Genomic DNA, 22,009 nt, shown 5'->3' with positions numbered 1-22,009 from the left:
CGGCCTTCCTCGGCATAACAATGACGCTGTCGACCAACTCGCGGAAAGCAGCGCCAATCTGATGGTCCACCTTGTCCCCGCTCCCCGAGATTTGCTCCAAGTTGGCTTTAAATCGCTCAAGTGCAGTGGGGTGCCCGCCGCGGCCAAGCAGGCGTTTGGGCCGATAGCAATTTCCTTGAAGCCGCAGCGAGAGTGGATTTCAGGTAGATAATGAAATCGATCTATTAGACATGGTCCTTATTGGGGCTATGCGCACGAAAAAGGCCCGGCGTGCGCTGCCCGGCGGAATCACAGAATGTGATTTGTAAAAGTGGATCAATTTGTCGCGCGGTAGAAATTCTGCAGACGTTCGTCCCGGTTCACGATTGTTGCCGGAAATTAAGTTCCTGCTCATCCCTCGTTCATGTGCAACTTCCTACCGTGCCATGCGTTCCAGCGCTCCACAGGAGGACACCATGAAACTCAAGTTCGCACTCGTTGGACTAATCGCGCTCAGCGGCGCCGCGTTCACCGCTAGTGCGGCATCGGCTATGCCGCTCGCCCCTCTCGGACAAACATCAAACGTTGAGAGCGTCGCATTGGTTTGTGGTCCGAACGGCTGTGTCCGCACGGCACCGGTCTATCGACGGTATGGCTACGGCGTCGGTCGCTATGGCTATGGCGTGCGTCGAGGTTACGGATACCACCGTGCGTATGGCTATCACCGGGGCTATCGCCGGTACTGATTGTTAACGGCGAGGCCGCCCCTTTTGAGGCGGCCTCTCTCTTACAGATTGAAATACAACATAGAGACTAAGACCGTCGAAAAGACGCCCAGTCCAACGATGGCAAGTTTCAAAACTAGGTCGGCTGCCAAGCGCACCTCCCTCAGTTGTAAATCAGCCAGAATCATACGCCTTACTTCGGCGGTTGCAATCCGCGCGAGTTAAGCCATCCGTCAATGTTGGCGCCGGCATCGAATTCGCGGGCCTTCTTCAAAAACACTTCACGCTCCGCGTCGTCTGCCGGGAATTGATCTGCCTTTTCTCTCGCTAGCCGCGCTTCCTTGATAAGCCGCTCGCCTAGCGTCCTGTCCTGTTTGAACCGGTGGCGCTTCATGAAAATCCTCCTTCATGATTCGCTGTACCGGAAATCTTTTCAGGTCCTCCAAGGTTCCAAGGGGCAACAATATTGCACGAGGGCGTTCGCTTGGCGGAACACCCTCGTTCGCAATTTGTACGCTAGGACCTATGGGCGACGCCCGAGGACGAACCGGCCCGCGGGCGCTCCTCCTCCGACCAAACACCAAAAGTCACAATCCCCGGTGTTTCCTGTCGGCTAAACTGACCAATCCCCTCAGCCGGCACCAGCTTTTGACGCGCGGCTCTCAGCTCGACGACTTTCGCGCGCTCCCGCCTTGAAGATGCTCGGCGCCGTCGATCTCGACCCACGCATGTTTCGACTGCTCGAAAACCGATTTGATCGGGGCCGGGTAGTTCGGGTCCGCAATCGTGCCGACGGCGACTCCGATCAGCGCGGGCAGATTGTCCGCCTTCCAATAGACGGTTGAGCCGCAATCGGTGCAGAAATGGAAGCGCACCTTGCCGCCGCTTGCGGCTGGCCGGACGTATTCCTTCGGCGCGCCCGAGATCGTGCGACCTCAACCGGATAAAAGGCACCGACGCCGAACGGCGCGCCGGTTCGGCGCTGGCAATCGACACAATGGCAGGCGACTACCAGGTTGGATGGACCCGGAAGCGAAAGCCTGACGGTCCCACAACTGCATCTGACATCAATCATCGAGCACCTCCGCTTCCTCACGTTTCGAACGCCCGGTGTTTTGTTCCAGCAGAGTCTGCATGGGCGATGGTGCTGGTTCTGTCCTGCCGCAAATCGCGCCGATGACGGCCCTCACTTCTTCTCCACCTCGAACGCCAGCAGTACGTTGCCGGCAACGCCGCTCCACTGGCCGTAGCCGGAATTGGTGTAGAGCATGCCGCCGGCGATGACCGGCCCCGGGCCGTCGATTGCGCCGCCATAAGCGGGGACGCCGTTGACGGCTTTGAAATCCTGCGCGGTGTCGAACTCCCACAAGAGCTTGCCGTCGGCGGTGGCGTAGGCGCGCAGGAAGCCGCTGACGCCGCCGGAGAACAGGACGCCCGGGATCAGGCTCACCGCCGCCGACAGCGCGGGACTGCATTGGGGGCGGTCACCGCAGGCGACCGGCGGCACTTCCATTGCAATCTTTCCACTGACGAGGTCGAGCCCGAACAGACCGCCGCCCTGGGTGGAATCGAGCCGCCGCGTGCCGTCGCGCGTAAAGCGCACATCGGAGTTCGCGACATAGATGCGGTCCTGGTCGGCGGCCGAGCCCCACTCGCTGCCGCCGAGCGGGCCGCCCTTCCCGATCCGCGTCTGCCACAGGATCTTGCCGCCGTCATCGGGATCGAGCGCGTGCACGACGCCGGATTTCTGCGCAATGACGAGCACGCGCCTGTCGTCGCGCAGGGTCACGAGAATTGGCGACTGGCCGAAATCGTGATCGGGTCCGTGATCCTCGGGACAATTGGTCTTGTCCGCGCCGTAGCACGCCACGACATAGGCGTCCTTCGGCGTCGCCTGCTGCTTCCAGAGCAGCTTTCCTGTCGCAAGATCGAAGGCGAGGATCGCGTCGCTGGTTGCGGACGGCGGATTTGAGTAGGAATTGCTGGTCGCGACATAGATCGCGCTGCGCTTCGGATCGATCGTCGGAGCCGACCAGACGGCGGCGCCGGACGGGCCGAATAGCTGCGTGCCCCTCGCATTCTTGCCGGTCGGATGCGGCACTTCGGGAATCGTATAGGCCTGCCAGACGGTCTTGCCAGTCGCGGCGTCCAGCGCCGCCACGCTGCCGCGGAAGGTGCAGCATTCGTAAGAGGCCTGCGAGCCGACGGCTTCCTCGAGCGAAGACACCGGCACGTAGAGCACGCCGGAATGCAGCGTCGGCGCGCCGGTGATGCGCGCAGCCGCATGCTCCTCGACCTTGGTTTTCCAGATCACCGTGCCGGTCAGCGCGTTCACGGCATAGGCGTTGGCGCGCAAATCGCCGAAGAAGATCGCGAACTGATCGGAGCCCGGAAGCTGTGCAAAGCTGATCGCGGCGCGCACGGCGGCATCGGCCGCGAATGTCCACAGCGTGCAGCCGCTTCGCGCGTCAAGCGCGTGCACCTTGCGGTCGGTGCCGCCGATGAACAGCAGGCCGCCCACGATGGTTGGCGGCGCAAAGGACACCGAGGCGCCGGGAAAGGCATAAGTCCATTTCAGCCGCAGGTGCGGCACCTGCTCCGCGGTCAGACCGGCCATGTCGGCCGGCTGGAAGCGACTATTGTTGACGTCAACGCCCCATCCGTTCCAGCGCGGGCCGTCCAGCGTTTGCGGGAAGCGGCCGGCCTGCTGCATGCAGCGTCCCTCCGCGTCGACCGCACTGGCACTGGTCGCGGACTTGCCGGTGACGAAGGCGGCAATTGCACGGCGCTCTCCGTCGCTGCGGTCCTTCGCCATCGCTGACATGCTGCCGGAGGTCAAAGTCTCCAGCACATGATCGAACGACATCGCCTGCATGGCGCTGCGGCCCGGCACGCGGTTTTGGACATCGCCGTCGTGACACTGTGCGCACTGTGTTGCGTAGAGCGCAGCGCCGTCCTGCTGCGCCAGTGCCGGCGCGGAGCACCAGATCAACAGAGCGGCTACGACAAAACTCGTCCTCATGGCGTGCTCCGGCATCGTCACCGCAATGCGAGATCGCTTCACACAACCACAAGTGTATCGCGACGGCCAACACTGAGGCAATGGACGTTCCGCTCGCGCCTGTCACACATCCGTGGCAATGCGGGCTCCATCCGGCAATTCATCCAGCCGCCACAGCCCGAGGCTCTTGTCGCGCCAGCCGCCACCGCCCTCCTCGCAACGCTCGCTGATCAGTTCGCGCGGCGCCGGCCAATCGAACGGCGCTTTCTCCATGTTCAGCGCCCGCCAGTCGCCGTCCTCGCAATCGCGATTGCCGTCCCATTCGGGAAACGTCGTGACCAGCAGGAAACGCGCGCCACTCGTCCGGAAGCGGTCGACGGCACGAACGATGTTGTCGAAGCTCAAATGCACCAGGCAGTCCCGGCACAGAACGACATCCGCGCGCGGCAATGCATCGCGCGTGATGTCGGCAACGAGAAATCGGCCGGACAGTTCGCCGCGAGCCGCGCGCCCGTTGTTGGCCGCGATCAGCGACGGCACGATGTCGATGCCGGTGTAGTCGAGATCGAGCTTCATGCGGCCGATCCAGCCGGCATCGCCGCAAGGCGCATCGAGCAGCGAGCGCACGCCGAGCCGTTGCAGCAATAAAGGAAGCGCCTCGCGGATCGCGGCGGTTGCGGCATCCTCCGAGCCGAGGCCTGACACCGAACTGGTCGCGCCCCACAGGTTCGTCTGCTCGAACCGCGCGACGAGGTCGAGGCCCGCGAAACTGTCGCGGTCGGCGGCGAACCGCTCATGGGCGAGCACAGGTGGACGATTGGCGATCATGGGACGGGATGTGACTTCCGGCGCAACCGCAGTATACAGGCAAAGCGAGCGGTCCGAAATGGTCCGTAAGCGAGCCTGCTTAGGTCATCCGTCGCGTCTGGGCCCCATGCGCTCCACCACAGCCAAAGAGAAGGCCAGAATCGCCGCCGGCGCGGCGACGGCCGTCATCATGACGGCTGTGCTGTTCGTCATCGCGTTCGGTTTTCTGCTGGCGCGATAGCGCGCGCGGCGACCAAAGCCGCCGCGCAGACTTACGCGGCGCGCACGGTCCGCAAGAACTTCCCGACTTCGTCCTTCAGCCGGTTGCTGTCGGTCGCCAGCAACTTGGCGGTGGAAAGCACCTGCGAGGAGGCGAGCCGGTCTCGACCGCGCCGCGCTGCACGTCGGTGATGTTGGTTGAGACCTGCTGGGTGCCGTGCGCGGCCTGCTGCACGTTGCGCGAAATCTCCTGGGTCGCGGCGCCCTGCTCCTCGACGGCCGCGGCGATGGTCGACGACACCTCGGAGAGCCGCTCGATCGTCGCGGAGATGTCGCGGATCGCGTTGACGGATTCCTGGGTCGCGGTCTGGATGCCGGAAATCTGCTGGCTGATCTCGCCGGTCGCTTTCGCGGTCTGCTCGGCCAGCGTCTTCACCTCGGCGGCGACGACCGCGAAGCCGCGGCCGGCCTCGCCGGCACGTGCCGCCTCGATCGTGGCGTTCAGCGCCAGAAGGTTGGTCTGGCCGGCGATGGTGTTGATCAGCTCGACGACGTCGCCGATGCGCGTCGCCGCAACCGAGAGTGCGCTGACGCGCTCCGTCGTGGTGCGGGCCTGGGTGACGGACTTCAGCACCGGATCGCAGCCGGCGAACACGGCCTTCAACTGGTCGCCGATGCTCCTGATCTGGCCCGCGCGCGCCGGATCGTCCTGCTCCGCCGCCTCCAGGAATTGAGGGGTTTCATCGCGGTTCTGGATCGCGGTCTTGAGGCGATTGGCATTGCCCGCCTCCGTAGCCTCAGTGAAAACCGCGTAGAGCGCGGCATGATAGGTCTCGGCGCGCCGCTGGGCCCCCGTCAGGTTGAGCGCGGAAGATTGCGCAGCGGAGAGTTCGGCGAAGCCGTCGACGGTCGCCGAAAGTTCGCGCGTCCCGAACGCGGCGACGGCGGCAAGCACGCTGCCCATCACGGCCACGATCAGCGCGACCTTCCATGTCCCGCGGTTCCAATGCCCGACGCTAGGGATTAAGCGTTGGCAGAAAATTGGGACGGCTGCGATGATCCCGACAGGGCCGGCGCGGAACCGGTTGCTCGCCTCAGCCGTTGTCGGCCCATGCGGATCCGAGAAGAAAACCGAAACATGTTTCTGCTGTCGATAGTCACGCTGTGCTGTGGCGTCGTGGCTGGCACAGTTGCGCTGTTCGAGCTGACACTGGGGCCCGCTCCGGCGCAGCAGATGGCCGAAAGGGCTGCTACCGACGTAACCGCGCCGACACCCGTTCGGGTGGTCGGGGCGCCGTTCGAGCCCAACGTCAATCCGCGGGAGCGATAGCGCTCACCCCGGCGAGACCTCCGTGCCCTCCTCGGGCCGGCTTTGGGCCCGCGCCAATTCTTCCACGAACGCGATCACCTCCGCCCGCTTGTCGGGCGGCAGCGACAGGAACGCGCGAACGAGCCTCAGGCCGTCCGCTTCGTCCGAATGGTCCGTTTTGGCATCCATTCCCCACTGTCAGGCGGGCGGGAAAAATATGCAATCCCCAACAAACACCTTCTTGATTCGGCTGGCCAGCTTTGCTGAAATAGCCCCAACAAAGGTGCACCATGAAGTGGATCAGGGAACGCGACGCGCTGATCGCGCAGACAATGGCCTTCGTCCAATCGGTAACCGGCAAAACGGATGACCTCCATCCGCCGGAGATCCCGATGGCGGCAGCGGCCGCGTCGGTGGAGATCATCCCCCTCGAGACCGTCGTCGAGATCGAACCGCTTCGGCCCGCTCCGCCGGCGCAGCCCTCGCCTGTCTTGACGCCGCGGGCGGCGCGCTACGAGGTCCGAGCCGAGATGCAGACCCGCATCGCCAATTTCCGCAAGCATCAGGAGCGGTTCGAGCGCGAGCGCGAGGAATATTGCACGGCCACCCTGACCAAACTGCGCGCCGCCATCCGCGACGTCTCTCCCCGTCCAGCGGCTGAAAAGTAAAGCCGGGCCTCTGTCGCGGGCCTACAGCCAAGACCACACCAGCCAGAGATTGGCCGCACAGGCGCCGAACAGCGCCAGCGTCAGGGGCAGCAGCATGTGCCCGCAGGAGGTTTTCGGGTCGCTCGTCATGGCCGAAAACATCCGCTGATTCCGCCAAACGAGTCCCAAGGATTCTTTTTTTCGGGATTCAGGACTCGTTAAGGACTCAGGGCCCGGCGCCGCACATCACGGCCATGTGATCAACCGGCCGACGGGAACCCCTCCCCCGCAAAATCGTTATCGCGGTTTCCGGGAGCGGGAAGAATGCCTTACGCCCTGTTCTGCAACGATGCCCAGATCAGCAAGGCCTACCCTGATGAGTCCGATATCTGGAAGCTCGCGCAGCGGAGTGGCCTCGTCGTGGATGTCAGTGCCGACGACGATCGCCTTGGCCCGCGCCGGGTGCTCGACAACGATTACGAGATCAAGCCCTGCCAGGCCGCACAGGGTGAGGACCCCGCCAGGAACAAGGCCGAGGCCGATCGCCAGTCCAGGTTGGAGCTCGAGCTGAATTCGTAGAATCCGACTGGACGCCTGAGAAAGTCAGAGCTCGGAAAAGTCTCAGGGCGTCGCGGTTGCCAGCGAGGCCTGCTCGCCCGCCAAGGCCACGCAGGCCTTCCGGCGATGTAGCCCACGGATCGCGCCGGTGACCTTCAGCACCTTGCCGGAGGAGCACGAGGCGTCCTTGACGAAGGCCACCTCATAGGGTGCCAGCATCAGAGGCTCGAATTTGAGGATTGTTTGGGCAGCGCACGGCAAACTGACGAAGCACGAGAGCACCACTGCCGACACCAAGATACGCATGTCCGTCGTCCCACCAACCCGGTAATTGTCATATAATGCGTTCCGGCGCGTGAGTTCCGTAAGCGGCAAAAATTATTTTTGCTTTACCCGAGCTCCATGACGCGCGTGAGAAGGCGCGCGCTGGAATGTTCGCCTGCAAATGACGCGCCAGATGGTTGATGCAATGCAAACAAAAGGCTGGCCCACGAGGGCCCGGCAGACGAAAGGCCGGCGGGAGCCGGCCTTTGTCAGATCGTGGTCGTTGGTGGCGCGTCAGTAGCGCGAGGCTGCCGGACCGCCCCAACCGAAGCGGTAGTTCACGCCGACCTTGACGGTATGCTCGTCGTCCCGGCCCCGGACGCCGATGATGTCGGGCGGACCGGAGGTGGAGGTGAAGGTCGTGCTGCCAAAGTTGTAGTACTGGTACTCGGCCTTGGCCGACCAGTTCGGCGCGAACATGTATTCGAGGCCGGCGCCGACGGTATAACCGTCCTTGCTGTTGCCTGTGGTGGTGAATGTCTGGGGCACGCCGGCGACGTTGACGCCGAGACCGCCATTGCGCCAGGCGTAACCGCCCTTGGCATAGAGCAGCGCCGGACCCCAGGTGTAGCCGATGCGGCCAGTCACCGAACCGATCTGGTCGGTATTGGACGTCACCTGCGAGCCCAGCGGGAACGTGACACCGTTATTGTTGGTCGGCAGCCAGGAATACTGGGCCTCGATACCCACGACCCAGTTGGGCGCGAACTGGTAGTCGAAGCCGCCCTGCACGCCGCCCAGGAAGCGCGCGTCGCTCGACTGGAAGCTGCTGTCGCCGGCAAAGGCGCCCCCGACATGGCCGCCGATGTAGAAACCGGTCCAGTTGTAGATCACCTGCGGCGGCGTATAGGCCGGAGCCTTGGTGTAGGTGCGCGCCTGCATATCCGCTGCTGCGGCCGGCGCGGCCAGCGCAAGCAGAGCGACTGCGCCCAGCAAAATCGTTTTCATGATCATCCCCGTTCTTTCATTAACGACACTCAGGAAACAACGTGGCGTGAATTGGGTTGCTTCGCGGCGATGCCGGAACGTTGATCGTTCGCAACTGTGACAGAGCGGCAACAACGCGACTTTGTTCCATCACGTAGCCTTGTACCGGCTGTCTTCCCAGCCTGCGCAAAGATCTGCGTAACAATTTGTCGCAAGGCGAAACCACCCCGTTCAAAGCTCGCCGAAATGTGATCCGGCAGCTCCGGCGGCCCCTGTCCTACCATCAGCCGATGAAGGCGGGCTTTGCGCTACCGCGTCATCTTTTCCAGTTCCGGAAAGGGTACGTAAACCGCGCCCGCGCACAGCTCGCTGGCGCGATCAGCGACGCGGTCCCCCCGGCCGTTGACGAAAATGACGGCGCGTTCCCGCATGGCCTTGTAGGTGCCGTCGGTTTCGCGTGGGGTGAAGTGCAGGCAGCTGACATAGAACTGGCGGCCGCCGACCTCGCGCTGCAACGGCTCGGCCATGCTGGCGTCGCGCACGCCCACCGGGTTGTTCAGATAGCTGCGCATCAAGGCCAGCGTATCGCTGCGGAAATTGTCGGGAAACGGCTGCGGCCCGCCGGCCTGGGTCCCGTCCATCAGGGTTGGACGGTCACCGTCGCTGCCGAAACATGCCGCCAGCGCCAACGGCAATGCCAGGATCAATGCCAGGCGTACCGCTCGTTTCGCCAATTGCCCCACCGCTTACGCTCTCCGTTCAATCAGACCAGAAGCTGTTCTAGCCTCAAGATTGCGCGAAGGGAATTCGGTCCTGCTCGCACGTCCTGCCGCCACAAGCCTTGCCGCCACAAGCCTTGCCGCCAAGAGCCTTGCCGATAGCGCACCGGCCCGCCGCCGACGGCTGCGCTTTCGCGCAGGCGCCAAATCGACGGGCCGGCCTGAATTCCTCACGCGGCGACTGGGCAATGCTACGACGTCGCCGCGCCGGATCAGTCGTTAGCTGCGCTTGTCCATTGTCGCCGGCTTGGTCACGTCCGGCTGCGTCTTCAGAGACTTCTTCGCCGCCAGATGCTTGTGATGGTGGCGATGCGTGCGCACGGTCTTGTGCTGGTCCGGCGTGACCGCGGCGTTGGCGTTCATCGCCTTCGACTTGGTATCCACCTTGGCGCCCGCCTTGATGTCGGAGACCTTGGCGTCCGCCTTGAGGCCGGCGTCGGGTTTCGCGGCGGTGGTCGACACCTTGGTCTGGCTCTGGTCCGCCTTGATCACCGGCGTGGTCGTGGTGGTCTTTCCGGCTTCGGTGGCGAAGGCCGGAGCTGCAATCACGGAAGCTGCGAGCAAGGCTGCGGAAATGGTCTTCAACATGGTTAGTCTCCTCTTGGAAGGATCTTGAGGCGGCACCCTCTCGCCTACCCTTCGATCATAGGTGAGAGCCTAGGCGGCGGGCGCTGAACCCAGTCTGAAGCCCTTTGCAGGTTTCCGTTCATCTCGATGACACGTTTGTCATCTGCGGCAGGGCGAATAGACCGGGGCGGCGGGGAATGTTTTTGCGCGCCGGGTGTTCCGGTCTCTGGGCAATCGTGTAGGATCGCCACGCTTCATACGGGAGAACTTAGATGCGCAAACTCTCAACGCTTCTTGTGCCAGGACTTGTCGCCATGACGTTGGCGGCCGGGCCGGCTCTGACCAGCGCCTATGCCGCAGGCAGCGACGAACCCTCGTCGCCGCCGAAGTCGGACACCTCGACCAAGAAGGGCAAGAAGAAGAGCTCCTCCGTCAGCGATCCGAAATTCCTTGCCGCGTACCGTACCGCTTACACCACGATCTACGACAATCACGACTACACGGGTGCGATCGGCCAGCTGAAGTCGCTCAAGCGCGACGACGTCGCCGACGTCGCCAATTTGATCGGCTATTCCTATCGCAAGATCGGCGACTACCAATCGTCGAAGATCTATTACGAGCTGGCGCTGAAGGACGATCCGAACCACGTCCGCACCTGGCAGTATTACGGCCTCTGGCAGCTCGAGCAGGGCAACCGGGAGCAGGCGCAGTATCACTTGAACAAGATCGCCTCGCTCGCCGGCACCGACAGCTCCGAGTATCGCTCGCTTGCCACGGCGCTCGACAAGCCGACCGGCGCGACCCTCGTTTACTAAAGACGCCGCATCTTCGAATGAAGCAAATGGGCACAACCGCAGGGTTGTGCCCATTCTGCGTTCTCGGATAGCCTTCCGCACCAATCCTCCCCTCGCAAATTGGTGCGCAATGGACAAGTGGCTGCGATCCGCGATCGACTACATCGGCTCCTGGATCGAATTCCAACAAACGACGTTTCAACAGCCCGGCGTTATGGTCGCATTCGTCCATCGCGGCGAGGTGGTCGCCGAGCACGCGTTCGGCCTCGCCAATCTCGACACCGGCGAGAAGCTCACCCCGCGCCACCGCTTTCGCATCGCCTCCCACTCCAAGAGTTTTACCTCGGCCGGCATCATGAAGCTGCGCGAGCAGCACAAGCTCCGGCTTGACGATCCCATCGGACAATATGTCGTCGGCCTGCATCCGCGCGTCGCCGAAACAACAATTGCGCAAGTGCTCTCGCACAGCGCGGGACTGACGCGCGACGGCGCCGATTCCAGCCAGTTCATCGACAACCGTCCCTATCTCAACGCCAAGGAGCTGGCGGCGGAATTGAAGCTGCCGACCGCGATCGAACCGGGCACGCGCTTCAAATATTCCAACCACGGCTTTGGCCTGATCGGTCTCCTCATCGAGGCCGTGACGAAGGAGCCCTACCCGGTCTGGATCAAGCGCGAGATCATCGAAGCCACAGGTCTGCGCGAGACCGAGCCGGACGCGCCGCTTCCCAAGAGCGCGGCATTCGCGCGCGGTCACACCCGCAAGCTGCCGTACGGAGAGCGATGTGTAATCCCCGGCGACAATCCCGCGCACGCCATGGCATCGGCCGCCGGCTTCGTCGCGACCGCCGCCGATACGGCGCGGTTTTTCGCGCAGCTCGCGCCCAATGCGAAAAAGAGCGTGCTATCGGTCGCGAGCCGCCGCGAGATGACGCGAAACCATTGGCGCGTGCCGCAGAGCTTCGAAGGTTACTACGGCCTCGGCGTCAACGCCGGCAAGACCGACGGCTGGGATTGGTTCGGCCATGGCGGCGGCTTTCAGGGCTACATCTCGCGGACCTGCTCCATCCCCGCTTGCGAGCTCGCGATCAGCATCCTCAGCAACTCCATCGACGGCGCGGCGCCGTTCTGGATGGACGGCGCGATGCAGATCCTGCACGTGTTTAAAACGCGCGGCGCACCCGACCGGCGCGTGCGAGACTGGACCGGGCGCTGGTGGACGATCTGGGGCGCGAGCGACCTCGTGCCTGCAGGCAACCGCGTGCTGGTCGCCAATCCCCAGTTCAACAACCCGTTCATGGACGCTGCCGAGATCGAGGTCACCGGCCGAGACACCGGCAAGCTTGCCTGGGCCGCCGGCTATTCCAGCCACGGCGAGCCCGTGCGGCGCATCCGCGACAAGCGCGGCAAGGTCAGCGACGTCTGGATCGCGGGCGCCAACATCAAGCCGGCCAAGGTCGTGGCGCGTGAGATCGCGCGGAGATACAAGCCGCGCAAGCGACGGCCTACTCCCGAATGAGAGTCTCGACCTCGCTCCGCAACGCCTGCCGCGAGCCGTCGCGCGAATAGAACATGTGGCCGCCAGGATAGACGATGAATTTCACCCGCTGTGTCGCGAAGGCCGGCAACTGGTCGAGCACCCGCTTCGATCCGAAATAGGGCGTGGCGAGATCGAAAAGGCCGTGCGCGACCAGCACGTTCAGCTTGGCATCCGTGGCAAGGATCTGGCGCAGCTCGGACACCGACTGCGGCGGGTTGATGCCGCGGCCGAAATCCCATTTGCCCTCGACGGCGCCGTTCAGGACCTCGTAGGAGCCGTCCGGCCGCCAGTTGAGTTTTCGCGTCAGGACGTCGACCGCGGCACTCGTCAGCGGCGCCTGCAGCGCATCGCCTGAGGGGTCGCCGAACCGAGAACTGCTCGAATCCGGGTAGGGATCGAAGCCGCGCACCGAGCCATCGTAGCGGCCCGTCACCTTGCCACCTTTGCGATCGAACTCGCGGCGGAATTCCCCGACATCGAAGCGGCCGGCGAGCCGGCGGCTGACCGCCTGGTCGATACCGGTGAGCTCGGCGACCTTGTCGGCAAGACGGTTGGTGGCCTCCTTATCCACCTCGCCCTTGACGAGATCGGCCAGAAAGTCGCCGCGCGCGTAAGCCTCGACGTCGGCGAGATCGGCGCGCTTGACCGCCCCTTTGGCTTCGCGCGCCACAGCGACATAGCTCGGCAGCGTCGCGACATATTGCAGGAGGCTGGTGCCGGTGAACTCGCGGAAGTCCAGGAGCGGCGACACCAGGATCAATCCCCTGACGCCGACCCCATGCTGGAGCTGCAACTGGCGCACCACCTTCGGCCCGCGAATGCCGCCATAGCTCTCGCCCGCGACGTATTTCGGCGAAGTCAGCCGATCGTGCTTCTCCAGCCAGCGGCGGATCACAAGCGCGATCGCATTGACGTCGCCATCAACGGAGTAGAACGATTTGCGCGCATCCTCGCCGCTAGCGATGAAGCGGCTGTAGCCGGTGCTGACGGGATCGATGAAGACGAGATCGGTGAAATCGAGCCAGGTCTCCGCATTCGGCTTCACCTCGGGCGAGGCGGACGGCGACAGCGCTTCGCCATCGAGCGGTAGCCGCCACGGCCCGGCCGCGCCGAACTGGAGCCATGCCGAGGACGCACCGGGGCCGCCGTTGAACAGGAACATTACGGGGCGCGTCGCACGGTCGGCGTCGTCAAGCTCATAGGATGTATAGGCAATGTCGGCCAGCGGCTCGCCCTTGCCGTCGAACACGCGGATCGAACCAGCGGTCGCGGCGAAGTTGAGGGTACGGCCGGGAAGATCGAGCGTCTGCTTCGTGGTCGAATCCGAGGGGAGACGGTGCGGCTCGGCGGATGACGATGAATTCTGAGACGGGCTTTGTGCGGCGCCGCCACGTCCGCCCTTTTGTCCGGCTGGCGCCGCGGTCTCGGCGCGCGGTTGCGGCGGATCGTCCGCGCGCGCAAATCCCGCGAGCGCGAAAGCCGACACCGCCAGTACCAGGGTCGCGCGGCGGAGCGCCGGCATATTCGTCGCCATGATCGTTCTCCCTGCCCGGCTGCGAGCACCGGTGCGGACCGCAAGGGTAGCGCGGAATTGCGACGGTTTGGGGGATCATGGGTCCAGCGGTGCCTGGAGAGCCCGGTTGGGCGCAAATCGGCCCGATTTTGCCCTCAGATCGGGATGGGCAGTTGGCGGTCTCCTTTGAAAGGCGGTCATCCTCGACAATCGAGGCCCAGGTCGTATAGACGAGCCCGGCGGAACTTTCTCCAGCGGCCCTGCCCCGGAAGCCATGACCAAGCCAGCGCGATACGACCGGATCGCCTTCGTCGCCAGCCCGAGCAGCGAGGCGCAAGCGGCCTTCGGCCAGCTGACGGGGGATTATGGCAATTGCACCGTCGAGGAGGCGGACGTCGTGGTCGCACTTGGCGGCGACGGGCTCATGCTCCAGACGCTGCATCGGAACATGCGCTCGGGCAAACCGATCTACGGCATGCACCGCGGCACCGTCGGCTTCCTGATGAACGAGTACTCGACGGTCGATCTTCGGGCCCGTCTCGACGCGGCGAAGGAATCCGAGATCAACCCGCTCCTGATGCGCGCGACCGACGCCAACGACCGCGTCCACCTGCATCACGCCATCAACGAGGTCGCCCTGTTCCGGCAGACCTACCAGGCCGCGCGCCTGCGGATCCTGATCGACGAGCGTGAACGCATGACCGAGCTGATCGCCGACGGCATTATGGTGGCAACACCGGCCGGCTCGACCGCCTACAATCTGTCCGCCCAGGGACCGATCCTGCCGATCAACGCTGCACTGCTGGCGCTGACGCCGATCAGCGCCTTCCGCCCGCGCCGCTGGCGCGGCGCGCTGCTGCCGAACACGGCTTATGTCGTGATCGAGGTGCTGGAGGGCGACAAGCGCCCCGTGGCGGCGGTCGCCGACCATGACGAGGTCCGCGACGTCCGCCGCGTCGAGGTGCTGTCCGACAGGACCATCTCGATGCGCATGCTGTTTGACCCCGGTCACAGCCTGGAAGAGCGCATTCTGCGCGAGCAGTTCGGCTCCTGAGCGCCTCGTCAGACTGCCGATCGCAACCCTTCGTTAACCGTCGGCGCGATATGGTTAACGAAAGTTGACCGCTTCGGCCCGGGCTCCATGTTTCGCATCGATTTCAACAAGCTGCGTTTCCTCATCTGCGACGACAATCCGCACATGCGCCGCATCCTGCGGACGCTGCTGCATTCCTTCGGCGCGCGCGAGGTCTACGAAGCCGAAGACGGCGCAACCGCGCTGGAAATGTACAGCCATTACGTGCCCGACATCGTCATCGCCGACTGGGCCATGCCGATCTTCGACGGGCTCGAGCTGGCGCAGATGATCCGGCAGCCGGAATCCAAGGGCAATCCCTACGCGCCGATCATCATGCTGACCGGCCATTCCGAGAAACGCCGCGTCACCGTGGCGCGCGATGCCGGCGTCACCGAATTCCTGGCCAAGCCGATCTCGGCGAAGGGGCTCTACCAGCGCATCCTCAACGTGGTCGCCAGTCCCCGCCCCTTCATCAAGACCAAGACCTATTTCGGCCCGGACCGGCGCCGCAACACCATCTCCGCTTATATGGGTCCCGAGCGCCGCGTCGGCGAAAAGCACGAGGTGCTGCAGCAGCCCTCGCTGCTCGACAAGGCCCGCTCCTCTATCTAGCGCAACGTCTCTCACGGTCGAGGCCGATATCATGGCGAAGAACAGCGCAAGGGACATCAAGGTCACGGCCTTCGCCACGCATCAAATCATCACGCAGCCCAACCCGCTGCGTACGGTCCTGCGCCGTGTCGAAGAGAAGGACATGGACGATCCGGTCGGCCGGGCCGAACAGGCGCTCGCGGGCCTCGCCAGCGAGTTCAAGGACTGGATGGTGACCGAGATCAACCGGCTGTCGGCCGCCTACGTCGCCATCCGGCACGACGGCTTCACCAAGGACAGGCGCGACGAGCTCTTTCGCGCCGCGCACGACGTCAAGGGCGATGCCGCGACCTTCGGCTATCCGGCGGCGGCGGGAATTGCCGAGAGCCTGTGCCGCGTCATCGAGCATGCGCCAGATCTCGAAAAGGTGCCGGCCGAGCTGTTCACGCACCACATCAACGCCATCCTCGCCATCGTGCACGAGAACACCAAGCTCGACCACATCAGCGTCTCCGCCGAGCTCAGCCGGCGCCTGCGCAAGGTCGCCGACGACTATCTCGCCCAGGTCAACCGCGACCGCCCCGAGCATCTCGAGGTAATCCTGGCGCCGAGCATCGCGCCGGCGGAGTAGCGGCTCACCTCTTTCCTCGTCATTGCGTTTGCGGGTCTCGTTACGCCGCGATCAGCTCGTCGTACACCGGATCGACCGCCTCGTCCGCGACCAGCTCGTCGCAGAACAGCCTTGCCTCTTCGCGCGCGGATTCGGTGGCGAAGCGGCGCAGCAGGACCATCAGCGGCTCGGTGGCGCCGCGGTCGGTCTCGCAATGGGTGAGCACGCGCTCGACCATGCGCCGGCGCAGCCGCGCCGCATTGTCGTCGCTGTCGACAAAGCCTTGCTCGTGGCAGGCATCGAGCGCGACCTGGAATGCGGCAAACGTCGCCTCGGGAAGCCCGGCGCGGCGGAGCAACGCGTGCAGGCTGTTGCCACCACGATCGTGCAGCAGTGCGGTCACGCGCGCCAGCGGCAGATCGGCGAGTTCAGCCAGCGCCGCGTCGAACAAGTCGAGATTGCTCGACAGCAGCGCGCGCAGAACAAGACCCGCGGTGAGCTGGCCCGTGATGCGCAGGTGCCGGACAAGACCCTGCATGTCCTCGCCGCGCGAGCGCGCCGCGATGTTCATGGTGGAGCGGTCACGCGCCTCGGTCGCGATGCGCTCGGCGCGGTCGGCACTGAGCCAGTTCCGGGCCACGACGAATTGCGCCAGCGTCTCGGAGAGTTTCGCCACCAGCGCGGCGCGCGTGGCGGACGGCAGATCCTCCAGCACCAGCATCGCCTCGCGGATCGCGGCGAGATGGCCATGACGTTCGACGATGCGATCCCAGGAGAACGGCGCAAGCTCGGCATGAGGATTTTCGATCAGCTCGAGCGCTGCCGCCGCGCAGCCGACTTCGGCAATGGCGGCGCAGACCGATACCGGCAGCGCGATGCGGCGGGCGACCGCGCACTGCACTTCGTCGTTGCCGGTCGCGACGATGTCGACGAGATCGGCGTCGATCAGCAACGGAGAATGTTCGAGCACCGGCAGCGCGACGGTCGGCTGGTCCGCCGACAGCGCCCGCACGATTGCAGCCGGCGCCTCGGTGCTGCGTGCAAACGCCTCGGCCATCGCCTGCCGCACCAGCGGCGAGGGATCGTCGAGCAGCATCAGAAGCGCGCCTTCGGCGGCAACCCGGTCGTCACGGGAAAGGTCTGAGATCAGCCAGGCCCGGGCCAACGCCCGTGTCGCCTCGGCCCGCTCGCCGGCGGGCGCCGTCCTGATCCAATTGATGAACTGCCGAACGATCATGTTGCTTCCGGCTTAACGCAACGAAGACGAAGCGGTGACGGCTTGTCACCTGCAACACAAAATAAACCACGACGCTTAACAAAGCGTTCACCATAACCGTTTGGTTTTATTGACGTTTTGTTAATGGAACCGAAGCGCTTCGACAGCCGTCTGTGCGGCATGGGTCCCGGCTCTGCGGCGCATCGCTTACGCGTTGCGCCTTGTGCGGGACACGAGTGCAGATATTAGCTCGAGAACGTGCCGCTGCGATCGCTGAAGAGATCAAGCGGCTGCGGCGGCCGAACGTCGGGCGTTGCCGATGCGCCCGAGGTCGCGGGTGCGACCGAATTGAGCGAGGCATTGTTGCCCCACAATTTCTGCACGGTCGTCGAGACCGGCTGCGTTGCATCGCCGGGCTGATAGAGCGATCGAAACACTGGCGTGCTCGGCGCATTGTCCGCGACCGTCGTTGGCGCCATGGCGCTCGCCGGCGTCATCGCGCGTGTGTTTGGAAAGGTCTGGAGATAGGCGGCGTTGTCGATCACCGGCGCGACGGGCTGCACGCCGTTGGCGCTTGCGACCTGCGTGGTCGACGGCGTGTCGCCATACGCCGCCATCGCGCTGCGGGTCGATTTCGAATTTGCAGCGCCGGCATAGCGTGCATCCAGCACCGAATAGACCTCGGAGACGCTGCGGGCGCGGCCGTCCTTGGCGTAGAAGATCGAGCGGTTGGCGGATGCCGCATTGGGAAACAACCGCGCGCCAACGGCTTGCGGATTGTCCTCGGCATTGGCGATCAGCTTTGCGGCGCCGCCGACGCCCATGAAATGGGCCATGTAGAGTTCGCTGTCGCTCGGCCTGCGGCCAAGCAGTCCAGTAAGCTTGAAGCTGTTCGACTGCGTCAGCGCAGCCGCCATGCTGGATGCGGCCTCCGGATCGTCGCGCAGCTTCATGATCGATCGCTTCATCGCGGGATCATCGACGGTGTAGGTGCCCGACGAGGTCCTGGTGATGGCGTCGGAATAATTGCCATAGCCGAGCTGGGCGCCCGCCTCCTTCACCGTGCCGAGCCAGGTCTGGTCGATGAACTGGTAGAGCCCATGCGCCGACGATGTGGTGGCACCGGCGCTCGGATCGAAATCCGATTCCATCTTGGCGGTGGTCAGCATGTATTGGAAGCTGACGCCCGCGACGTTCGAGGCCTGCTTGATCGCACCGGCGACGCGTGCCCGCGACGGATCGAGAACCGCGGTCTGCGAGCCACTGGAATTGTCGACCGACATGATGAAGGGCCCGCCCCGCGCGGCGTTGAGCGGCGCCGGCAATTCGGCGCCCTGTCGTCTCACCGTGGGACAGGTATGGTTAATGCGGGGTTAATTCGGCCGCCAGCCCCGCCTCCGCATGACGGTAGGACTATTTCTTGTAGACCGCGTCCGGATCGAACAGCCGCTCCGCATCGACGAAGACGAGCTTGGCGCCGCCGTCTTCGGCCTCGACCTTGCGATAGAAACAGGAGCGTCGGCCGGTGTGACACGCCGCGCCGATCTGCTCGACACGGATCCAGACCGCGTCCTGGTCGCAATCGGTACGCATCTCGACCACGCGCTGGGTCTGACCCGACGTCTCACCTTTTCGCCACAAGGCATTGCGCGAGCGGCTGAAGTACCAGGCTTCGCCGGTCGCGATGGTCTTGCGCAACGCTTCGAGGTTCATGTGCGCGACCATCAGCACGTCGCCGGTCGCGACGTCGGTCGCGACGACGGTCACGAGGCCAGCAGCGTCGAACAGGGGCTGGAAGGACAGCCCTTCCTCGGTCTCATGGGAGTGAGCGGACACAACGCCCTCGCCGGTCAATTTCGCAAGGTCAGCGCGTGCCTCGCACCAGGGACAGGAAACGAGCCTGCTCCGCCGGATTGTCGCGGAACATGCCGGTGAAGCGGCTGGTGAAGGTGGAGGCGCCATGCTTGGCGACGCCGCGCACCGACATGCAGGTATGCTCAGCCTCGATCAGCACGGCAACGCCGCGCGGCTTGAGGACCTCGTCGATCGCCGCAGCGATCTGCGCGGTCATGTGCTCCTGGGTCTGGAGCCGGCGGGCGAAGATGTCGGTAAGGCGCGCAAGCTTCGACAGGCCAACCACGCGTTCCACCGGCGTGTAGGCGATGTGCGCCTTGCCGTAGAACGGCATCATGTGGTGCTCGCACTGCGAGGTGAACTCGATGTCGCGCACCAGCACGAAATCGTCATACCCGGCGGTCTCGCCGAAGGTCCGATCGAGCACCTCGGCCGGGCACTGGTGGTAGCCCTGGTAGAGCTCGTCGAAAGCCTCGACCACGCGGCGCGGCGTGTCGAGCAGGCCCTCGCGGTTGGTGTTCTCGCCAATATAAGCGAGCAGCGTCTTCACCGCCTGCTCGGCCTCGGCGCGCGCCGGGCGCGGCTGGTCGGCGCGGACGGCAGCCGCGAGGAATTCGGAAGGATCAAGCTCTGCCGGGCGGCTCTCGGGCTGCCGATCGGAGGGCTTGCTGGGGCGGATGGATTTGATTGTAGCGTCCATGTCTACTCCGTTCGACGGCCTTGCGGCCGGAGTGTCACCGGCAGACGGGGCGGCGAAGCCGCCGGACGCCTGTAGAGAACAGCTTTGACGAAAAAGGTCCTTGGGTCATCACGCTGGCAGCGCAGATCTGAAAGACCGCCAGCGCACCGCTGGGCTGTTTTTCCGCCAGTTCCAGCACTATATAGGACCATGGACGCCGCCCGCCAAGGCCGATCGGGTGAGGAAGTGCTGGACTCCATCACATGCTGAACGACATCTATAACAAGCGGATCATCGAACTAGCCGGGAATATTCCGCGACTCGGGCGGTTGTCGGATCCCGATGCCACCGCGACCGCCCACTCCAAGCTGTGCGGCTCGACCGTGAAAATCGACCTCAAGATGGAGGGCGACAAGGTCACCGACTTCGCCCATGACGTGAAGGCCTGCGCGCTGGGCCAGGCCTCTTCATCCATCATGGCAAGTCAGATCGTCGGATCGACTGCGAGCGAACTCCGTGAGTTACGCGAAACTGTTCGCAAGATGCTGAAGGAGAACGGCGCGCCTCCTGAAGGCAAATGGGAAGAGATCAAATTCCTTGAGCCGGTCCGCGACTACAAGGCGCGCCACGCCTCGACGCTCCTGACCTTCGATGCGGTGGTCGATGCCATCGGTCAGGTCGAGGCCAAGGCCAAGCAGCCGGCTCCAGTGCAAGGCTGACTCCGGGCTCGTAGCCAGAGACCCCGGAAACGAAATCGGACATTCGAGGCTACTTCTGCGACGCCGTGCCCGGCTTGGCTACGCCGCCCGTCGGCACCAGGGCTTCCGCCGTCTTGGTCGACTTGGCAGGCTGCTCCGATTCCGCGCCGAACCTCGCCTGCGTCTTCGGTGCAAGCTCCGCCATTGCCGGCGCTGAGATGTCCACATGCGGCAGCACGTCGGCCACGAGATCAGTGGTCACAAGATTGGTGAGCTTGAGCTCGCCTGCGTCGAGCTCGTGTAAATCTTCCCACGGCGGGACGCTGAGCGCGAGCGACAGCAGATCGCCGGCACCGCCCATGTCGAATGTGTATTTGGCGAGCCGACCGATGTCGCGCTCCACGATCATCAGGTCCTGCGCGCTGTAGCTCGCCGCCCTGGCATCGTCGGCGCGATCGCCCATCCAGATCTGGTGGACCCGGACATGGGCCGCGTCTGGCACGTAGCGCTTCTTGCCGGCCAGCAGCAGGAACACGCACATGGATTCGCAATAGGCCTCAGGCGCGACCGCCGGACGGGCCGACTGGCCGCCGCGGTTCTGAACGCTGATGCCGACCGTGGTCAAAAGTCCGAGATTGCGGAAGCGCCGGCCGAGCGTGATCGCGTCGTTGACGGAACCGCCGCTGGAATCGAGCACCACAGTGGCGCCGCCGAGCTGGCGTCCGCGGGAAAATTCCTCGAAATCCCTGGGCGTATCAGCGGTGATGATGCCGGTCGCGCTGACCCATCCGCGGCAATTCGGCTCGCAGGCGATCCAGCCAAACTTCATTGGCAGCTTGCGCTCTTCGAGGGCAACACCGGCTCGGGCCGACGACCCGAATGTGGCGATGGCGCCAGCCAGCATGACCCCACAGGCAGCGGCTCCCACCAGCAACCAGCCGCGAAGATTGAGCGCCTTCAGAAATTTCAAACCGGTCCCTTCCCCAAGGCTCCTAAAGCGATTCAGGTAAGCCCTGCTCCGACGTTCCAATGAGTCTCACATGAACGTCACAAAAATGGTATCCGGGGGAATACAGATCGTCCACCGGTACTTGCTGCACTGCTCCCAAAAAGCACGTAAAATGTGGCGTACAAACAACAGCTTACAGTTCCCTGCATCGGAACCGCGCAACACCTCGCTCACGATCGCGGCAAAGCGCCCATGAAGCATTCAACCTGCGAGCACTGTTCCACTCCCGTCACGGGCGCGTTCCGGCTACCGCGCAGATTCGGCCGCGCTCTGATCTGGCTGTATCGCCACACGCTCTCGCCGTTGGTTGGCTACAATTGCCGGCACCTGCCGACCTGCTCCATCTATGGCGATGAGGCGATCGAACGGTTCGGGCTCTGGGCTGGCGGCTGGATGACGCTCGCTCGCCTGATCCGCTGCAACCCGTTCGGTACCTCGGGCATCGACAACGTGCCCCTTACCGCACCACAAAGCGCGCGCTGGTATTTGCCGTGGCGTTACGCCCGCTGGCGCGGCGTCAACGCCCCTAAGCAGGATGGAGCGCTGCCTTGAGTGGAACCGGAATGCTCCGCTCGCGTTGATGTGATG

General features: G+C 64.2%; 25 protein-coding genes and 2 pseudogenes. 11 read left to right on the top strand and 16 right to left on the bottom strand.

Translation table 11 applies throughout. The annotated features are described in order from the left end of the window. Positions 1 to 455: 455 nt before the first annotated feature. Positions 456 to 725: a hypothetical protein gene (locus ABIB00_RS08630; RefSeq protein ID WP_354104037.1), complete on the top strand. Its 270-nt coding sequence runs from the start codon at positions 456 to 458 to the stop codon at positions 723 to 725. A 172-nt stretch (positions 726 to 897) separates the two neighbouring features. On the opposite strand, the gene ABIB00_RS08625 is transcribed toward ABIB00_RS08630, so the two are convergent. The 5 genes and pseudogenes from ABIB00_RS08625 to ABIB00_RS08605 all read right to left on the bottom strand — a co-directional run. Next, entirely contained in the window at positions 898 to 1,098 is a 201-nt protein-coding gene (locus ABIB00_RS08625; protein ID WP_354104036.1) for a hypothetical protein, read from the bottom strand. A gap of 268 nt (positions 1,099 to 1,366) precedes the next feature. Continuing rightward, positions 1,367 to 1,779, bottom strand: a pseudogene (locus tag ABIB00_RS08620) (GFA family protein). Between the two features lie 111 nt (positions 1,780 to 1,890). Further along, positions 1,891 to 3,726 (bottom strand): outer membrane protein assembly factor BamB family protein, encoded by a 1,836-nt coding sequence (locus ABIB00_RS08615; RefSeq protein ID WP_354104035.1) that lies wholly within the window; start codon positions 3,724 to 3,726, stop codon positions 1,891 to 1,893. A 102-nt stretch (positions 3,727 to 3,828) separates the two neighbouring features. Next, positions 3,829 to 4,533 (bottom strand): class I SAM-dependent methyltransferase, encoded by a 705-nt coding sequence (locus ABIB00_RS08610; protein ID WP_354104034.1) that lies wholly within the window; start codon positions 4,531 to 4,533, stop codon positions 3,829 to 3,831. Between the two features lie 251 nt (positions 4,534 to 4,784). Next, positions 4,785 to 5,356, bottom strand: a pseudogene (locus ABIB00_RS08605) (methyl-accepting chemotaxis protein); the annotation flags it as partial. Positions 5,357 to 5,869: 513 nt separating this feature from the next. On the opposite strand from ABIB00_RS08605, the gene ABIB00_RS08600 reads away from it, so the two are divergent. After that, positions 5,870 to 6,061: a hypothetical protein gene (locus ABIB00_RS08600; RefSeq protein WP_247353207.1), complete on the top strand. Its 192-nt coding sequence runs from the start codon at positions 5,870 to 5,872 to the stop codon at positions 6,059 to 6,061. A gap of 3 nt (positions 6,062 to 6,064) precedes the next feature. On the opposite strand, the gene ABIB00_RS08595 is transcribed toward ABIB00_RS08600, so the two are convergent. Continuing rightward, positions 6,065 to 6,229, bottom strand: coding sequence for a hypothetical protein (locus ABIB00_RS08595; RefSeq protein ID WP_247353206.1), 165 nt, complete (start codon positions 6,227 to 6,229; stop codon positions 6,065 to 6,067). 101 nt (positions 6,230 to 6,330) lie between these two features. On the opposite strand from ABIB00_RS08595, the gene ABIB00_RS08590 reads away from it, so the two are divergent. Beyond that, positions 6,331 to 6,708, top strand: a complete 378-nt coding sequence (locus tag ABIB00_RS08590) for a hypothetical protein (protein ID WP_247353203.1) — start codon at positions 6,331 to 6,333, stop codon at positions 6,706 to 6,708. A 303-nt stretch (positions 6,709 to 7,011) separates the two neighbouring features. After that, a complete protein-coding gene (locus ABIB00_RS08585; protein ID WP_247353201.1) occupies positions 7,012 to 7,266 on the top strand; it encodes a hypothetical protein in 255 nt (84 codons plus the stop codon). 42 nt (positions 7,267 to 7,308) lie between these two features. On the opposite strand, the gene ABIB00_RS08580 is transcribed toward ABIB00_RS08585, so the two are convergent. The 4 genes from ABIB00_RS08580 to ABIB00_RS08565 form a co-directional block, all read right to left on the bottom strand. Further along, positions 7,309 to 7,551, bottom strand: coding sequence for a hypothetical protein (locus ABIB00_RS08580; protein ID WP_354104033.1), 243 nt, complete (start codon positions 7,549 to 7,551; stop codon positions 7,309 to 7,311). 252 nt (positions 7,552 to 7,803) lie between these two features. Continuing rightward, the gene (locus ABIB00_RS08575; protein WP_247443348.1) at positions 7,804 to 8,517 is read right to left on the bottom strand and encodes an outer membrane protein; all 714 of its coding nucleotides are present in this window, start codon (positions 8,515 to 8,517) and stop codon (positions 7,804 to 7,806) included. A gap of 287 nt (positions 8,518 to 8,804) precedes the next feature. Further along, a complete protein-coding gene (locus tag ABIB00_RS08570) occupies positions 8,805 to 9,239 on the bottom strand; it encodes a hypothetical protein (protein WP_247353197.1) in 435 nt (144 codons plus the stop codon). A 255-nt stretch (positions 9,240 to 9,494) separates the two neighbouring features. Then, positions 9,495 to 9,863, bottom strand: a complete 369-nt coding sequence (locus ABIB00_RS08565) for a His-rich protein BRANT (RefSeq protein WP_247353195.1) — start codon at positions 9,861 to 9,863, stop codon at positions 9,495 to 9,497. 251 nt (positions 9,864 to 10,114) lie between these two features. On the opposite strand from ABIB00_RS08565, the gene ABIB00_RS08560 reads away from it, so the two are divergent. Together ABIB00_RS08560 and ABIB00_RS08555 are read left to right on the top strand one after the other, a co-directional pair. Further along, the gene (locus ABIB00_RS08560) at positions 10,115 to 10,657 is read left to right on the top strand and encodes a tetratricopeptide repeat protein (protein WP_247353193.1); all 543 of its coding nucleotides are present in this window, start codon (positions 10,115 to 10,117) and stop codon (positions 10,655 to 10,657) included. A 109-nt stretch (positions 10,658 to 10,766) separates the two neighbouring features. Beyond that, positions 10,767 to 12,155: a serine hydrolase domain-containing protein gene (locus ABIB00_RS08555; RefSeq protein ID WP_247353192.1), complete on the top strand. Its 1,389-nt coding sequence runs from the start codon at positions 10,767 to 10,769 to the stop codon at positions 12,153 to 12,155. Here ABIB00_RS08555 and ABIB00_RS08550 read toward each other — a convergent pair. Further along, a complete protein-coding gene (locus ABIB00_RS08550) occupies positions 12,142 to 13,710 on the bottom strand; it encodes a S10 family peptidase (protein WP_354104032.1) in 1,569 nt (522 codons plus the stop codon). The two genes, ABIB00_RS08555 and ABIB00_RS08550, sit on opposite strands and share 14 nt — an antisense overlap. A 253-nt stretch (positions 13,711 to 13,963) precedes the next feature. Between ABIB00_RS08550 and ABIB00_RS08545 the strand changes: the two genes are divergently transcribed. From ABIB00_RS08545 to ABIB00_RS08535, 3 genes are all read left to right on the top strand, one after another. After that, entirely contained in the window at positions 13,964 to 14,743 is a 780-nt protein-coding gene (locus tag ABIB00_RS08545; RefSeq protein ID WP_247353188.1) for an NAD kinase, read from the top strand. 87 nt (positions 14,744 to 14,830) lie between these two features. Continuing rightward, positions 14,831 to 15,376: a response regulator gene (locus ABIB00_RS08540; protein ID WP_247353187.1), complete on the top strand. Its 546-nt coding sequence runs from the start codon at positions 14,831 to 14,833 to the stop codon at positions 15,374 to 15,376. Positions 15,377 to 15,407: 31 nt separating this feature from the next. Continuing rightward, complete coding sequence (locus tag ABIB00_RS08535; RefSeq protein ID WP_247353185.1) at positions 15,408 to 15,986, top strand: Hpt domain-containing protein; 579 nt, start codon at positions 15,408 to 15,410, stop codon at positions 15,984 to 15,986. Positions 15,987 to 16,026: 40 nt separating this feature from the next. Here ABIB00_RS08535 and ABIB00_RS08530 read toward each other — a convergent pair whose 3' ends face one another. The 4 genes from ABIB00_RS08530 to folE form a co-directional block, all read right to left on the bottom strand. After that, positions 16,027 to 17,202 carry a DUF2336 domain-containing protein gene (locus tag ABIB00_RS08530; protein ID WP_354104031.1) on the bottom strand — a complete coding sequence of 392 codons (1,176 nt, stop codon included), beginning with the start codon at positions 17,200 to 17,202 and terminating at the stop codon, positions 16,027 to 16,029. 224 nt (positions 17,203 to 17,426) lie between these two features. Next, the gene (locus ABIB00_RS08525) at positions 17,427 to 18,506 is read right to left on the bottom strand and encodes a lytic transglycosylase domain-containing protein (protein WP_247443410.1); all 1,080 of its coding nucleotides are present in this window, start codon (positions 18,504 to 18,506) and stop codon (positions 17,427 to 17,429) included. A gap of 88 nt (positions 18,507 to 18,594) precedes the next feature. Continuing rightward, positions 18,595 to 19,017 carry a phosphoribosyl-AMP cyclohydrolase gene (gene hisI, locus ABIB00_RS08520; RefSeq protein ID WP_354104030.1) on the bottom strand — a complete coding sequence of 141 codons (423 nt, stop codon included), beginning with the start codon at positions 19,015 to 19,017 and terminating at the stop codon, positions 18,595 to 18,597. 28 nt (positions 19,018 to 19,045) lie between these two features. Further along, the gene (folE, locus tag ABIB00_RS08515) at positions 19,046 to 19,735 is read right to left on the bottom strand and encodes a GTP cyclohydrolase I FolE (RefSeq protein ID WP_247353176.1); all 690 of its coding nucleotides are present in this window, start codon (positions 19,733 to 19,735) and stop codon (positions 19,046 to 19,048) included. A gap of 242 nt (positions 19,736 to 19,977) precedes the next feature. Between folE and ABIB00_RS08510 the strand changes: the two genes are divergently transcribed. After that, a complete protein-coding gene (locus tag ABIB00_RS08510) occupies positions 19,978 to 20,433 on the top strand; it encodes an iron-sulfur cluster assembly scaffold protein (RefSeq protein ID WP_247353174.1) in 456 nt (151 codons plus the stop codon). A gap of 49 nt (positions 20,434 to 20,482) precedes the next feature. Here the strand turns inward: ABIB00_RS08510 and ABIB00_RS08505 are convergent, their stop codons facing one another. Continuing rightward, complete coding sequence (locus ABIB00_RS08505) at positions 20,483 to 21,382, bottom strand: COG3904 family protein (protein ID WP_354104029.1); 900 nt, start codon at positions 21,380 to 21,382, stop codon at positions 20,483 to 20,485. A gap of 231 nt (positions 21,383 to 21,613) precedes the next feature. Here ABIB00_RS08505 and yidD point away from each other — a divergent pair, with 231 nt between their 5' ends. Continuing rightward, complete coding sequence (gene yidD / locus ABIB00_RS08500) at positions 21,614 to 21,973, top strand: membrane protein insertion efficiency factor YidD (RefSeq protein WP_354104028.1); 360 nt, start codon at positions 21,614 to 21,616, stop codon at positions 21,971 to 21,973. Positions 21,974 to 22,009 lie beyond the last annotated feature (36 nt).

It is taken from the genome of Bradyrhizobium sp. LB14.3 (assembly GCF_040547985.1).
Taxonomy (GTDB): Bacteria; Pseudomonadota; Alphaproteobacteria; order Rhizobiales; family Xanthobacteraceae; genus Bradyrhizobium.
The sequence above is the reverse complement of the archived record's forward strand: the minus strand, read 5'-3'. Positions and strand labels throughout refer to the sequence as shown.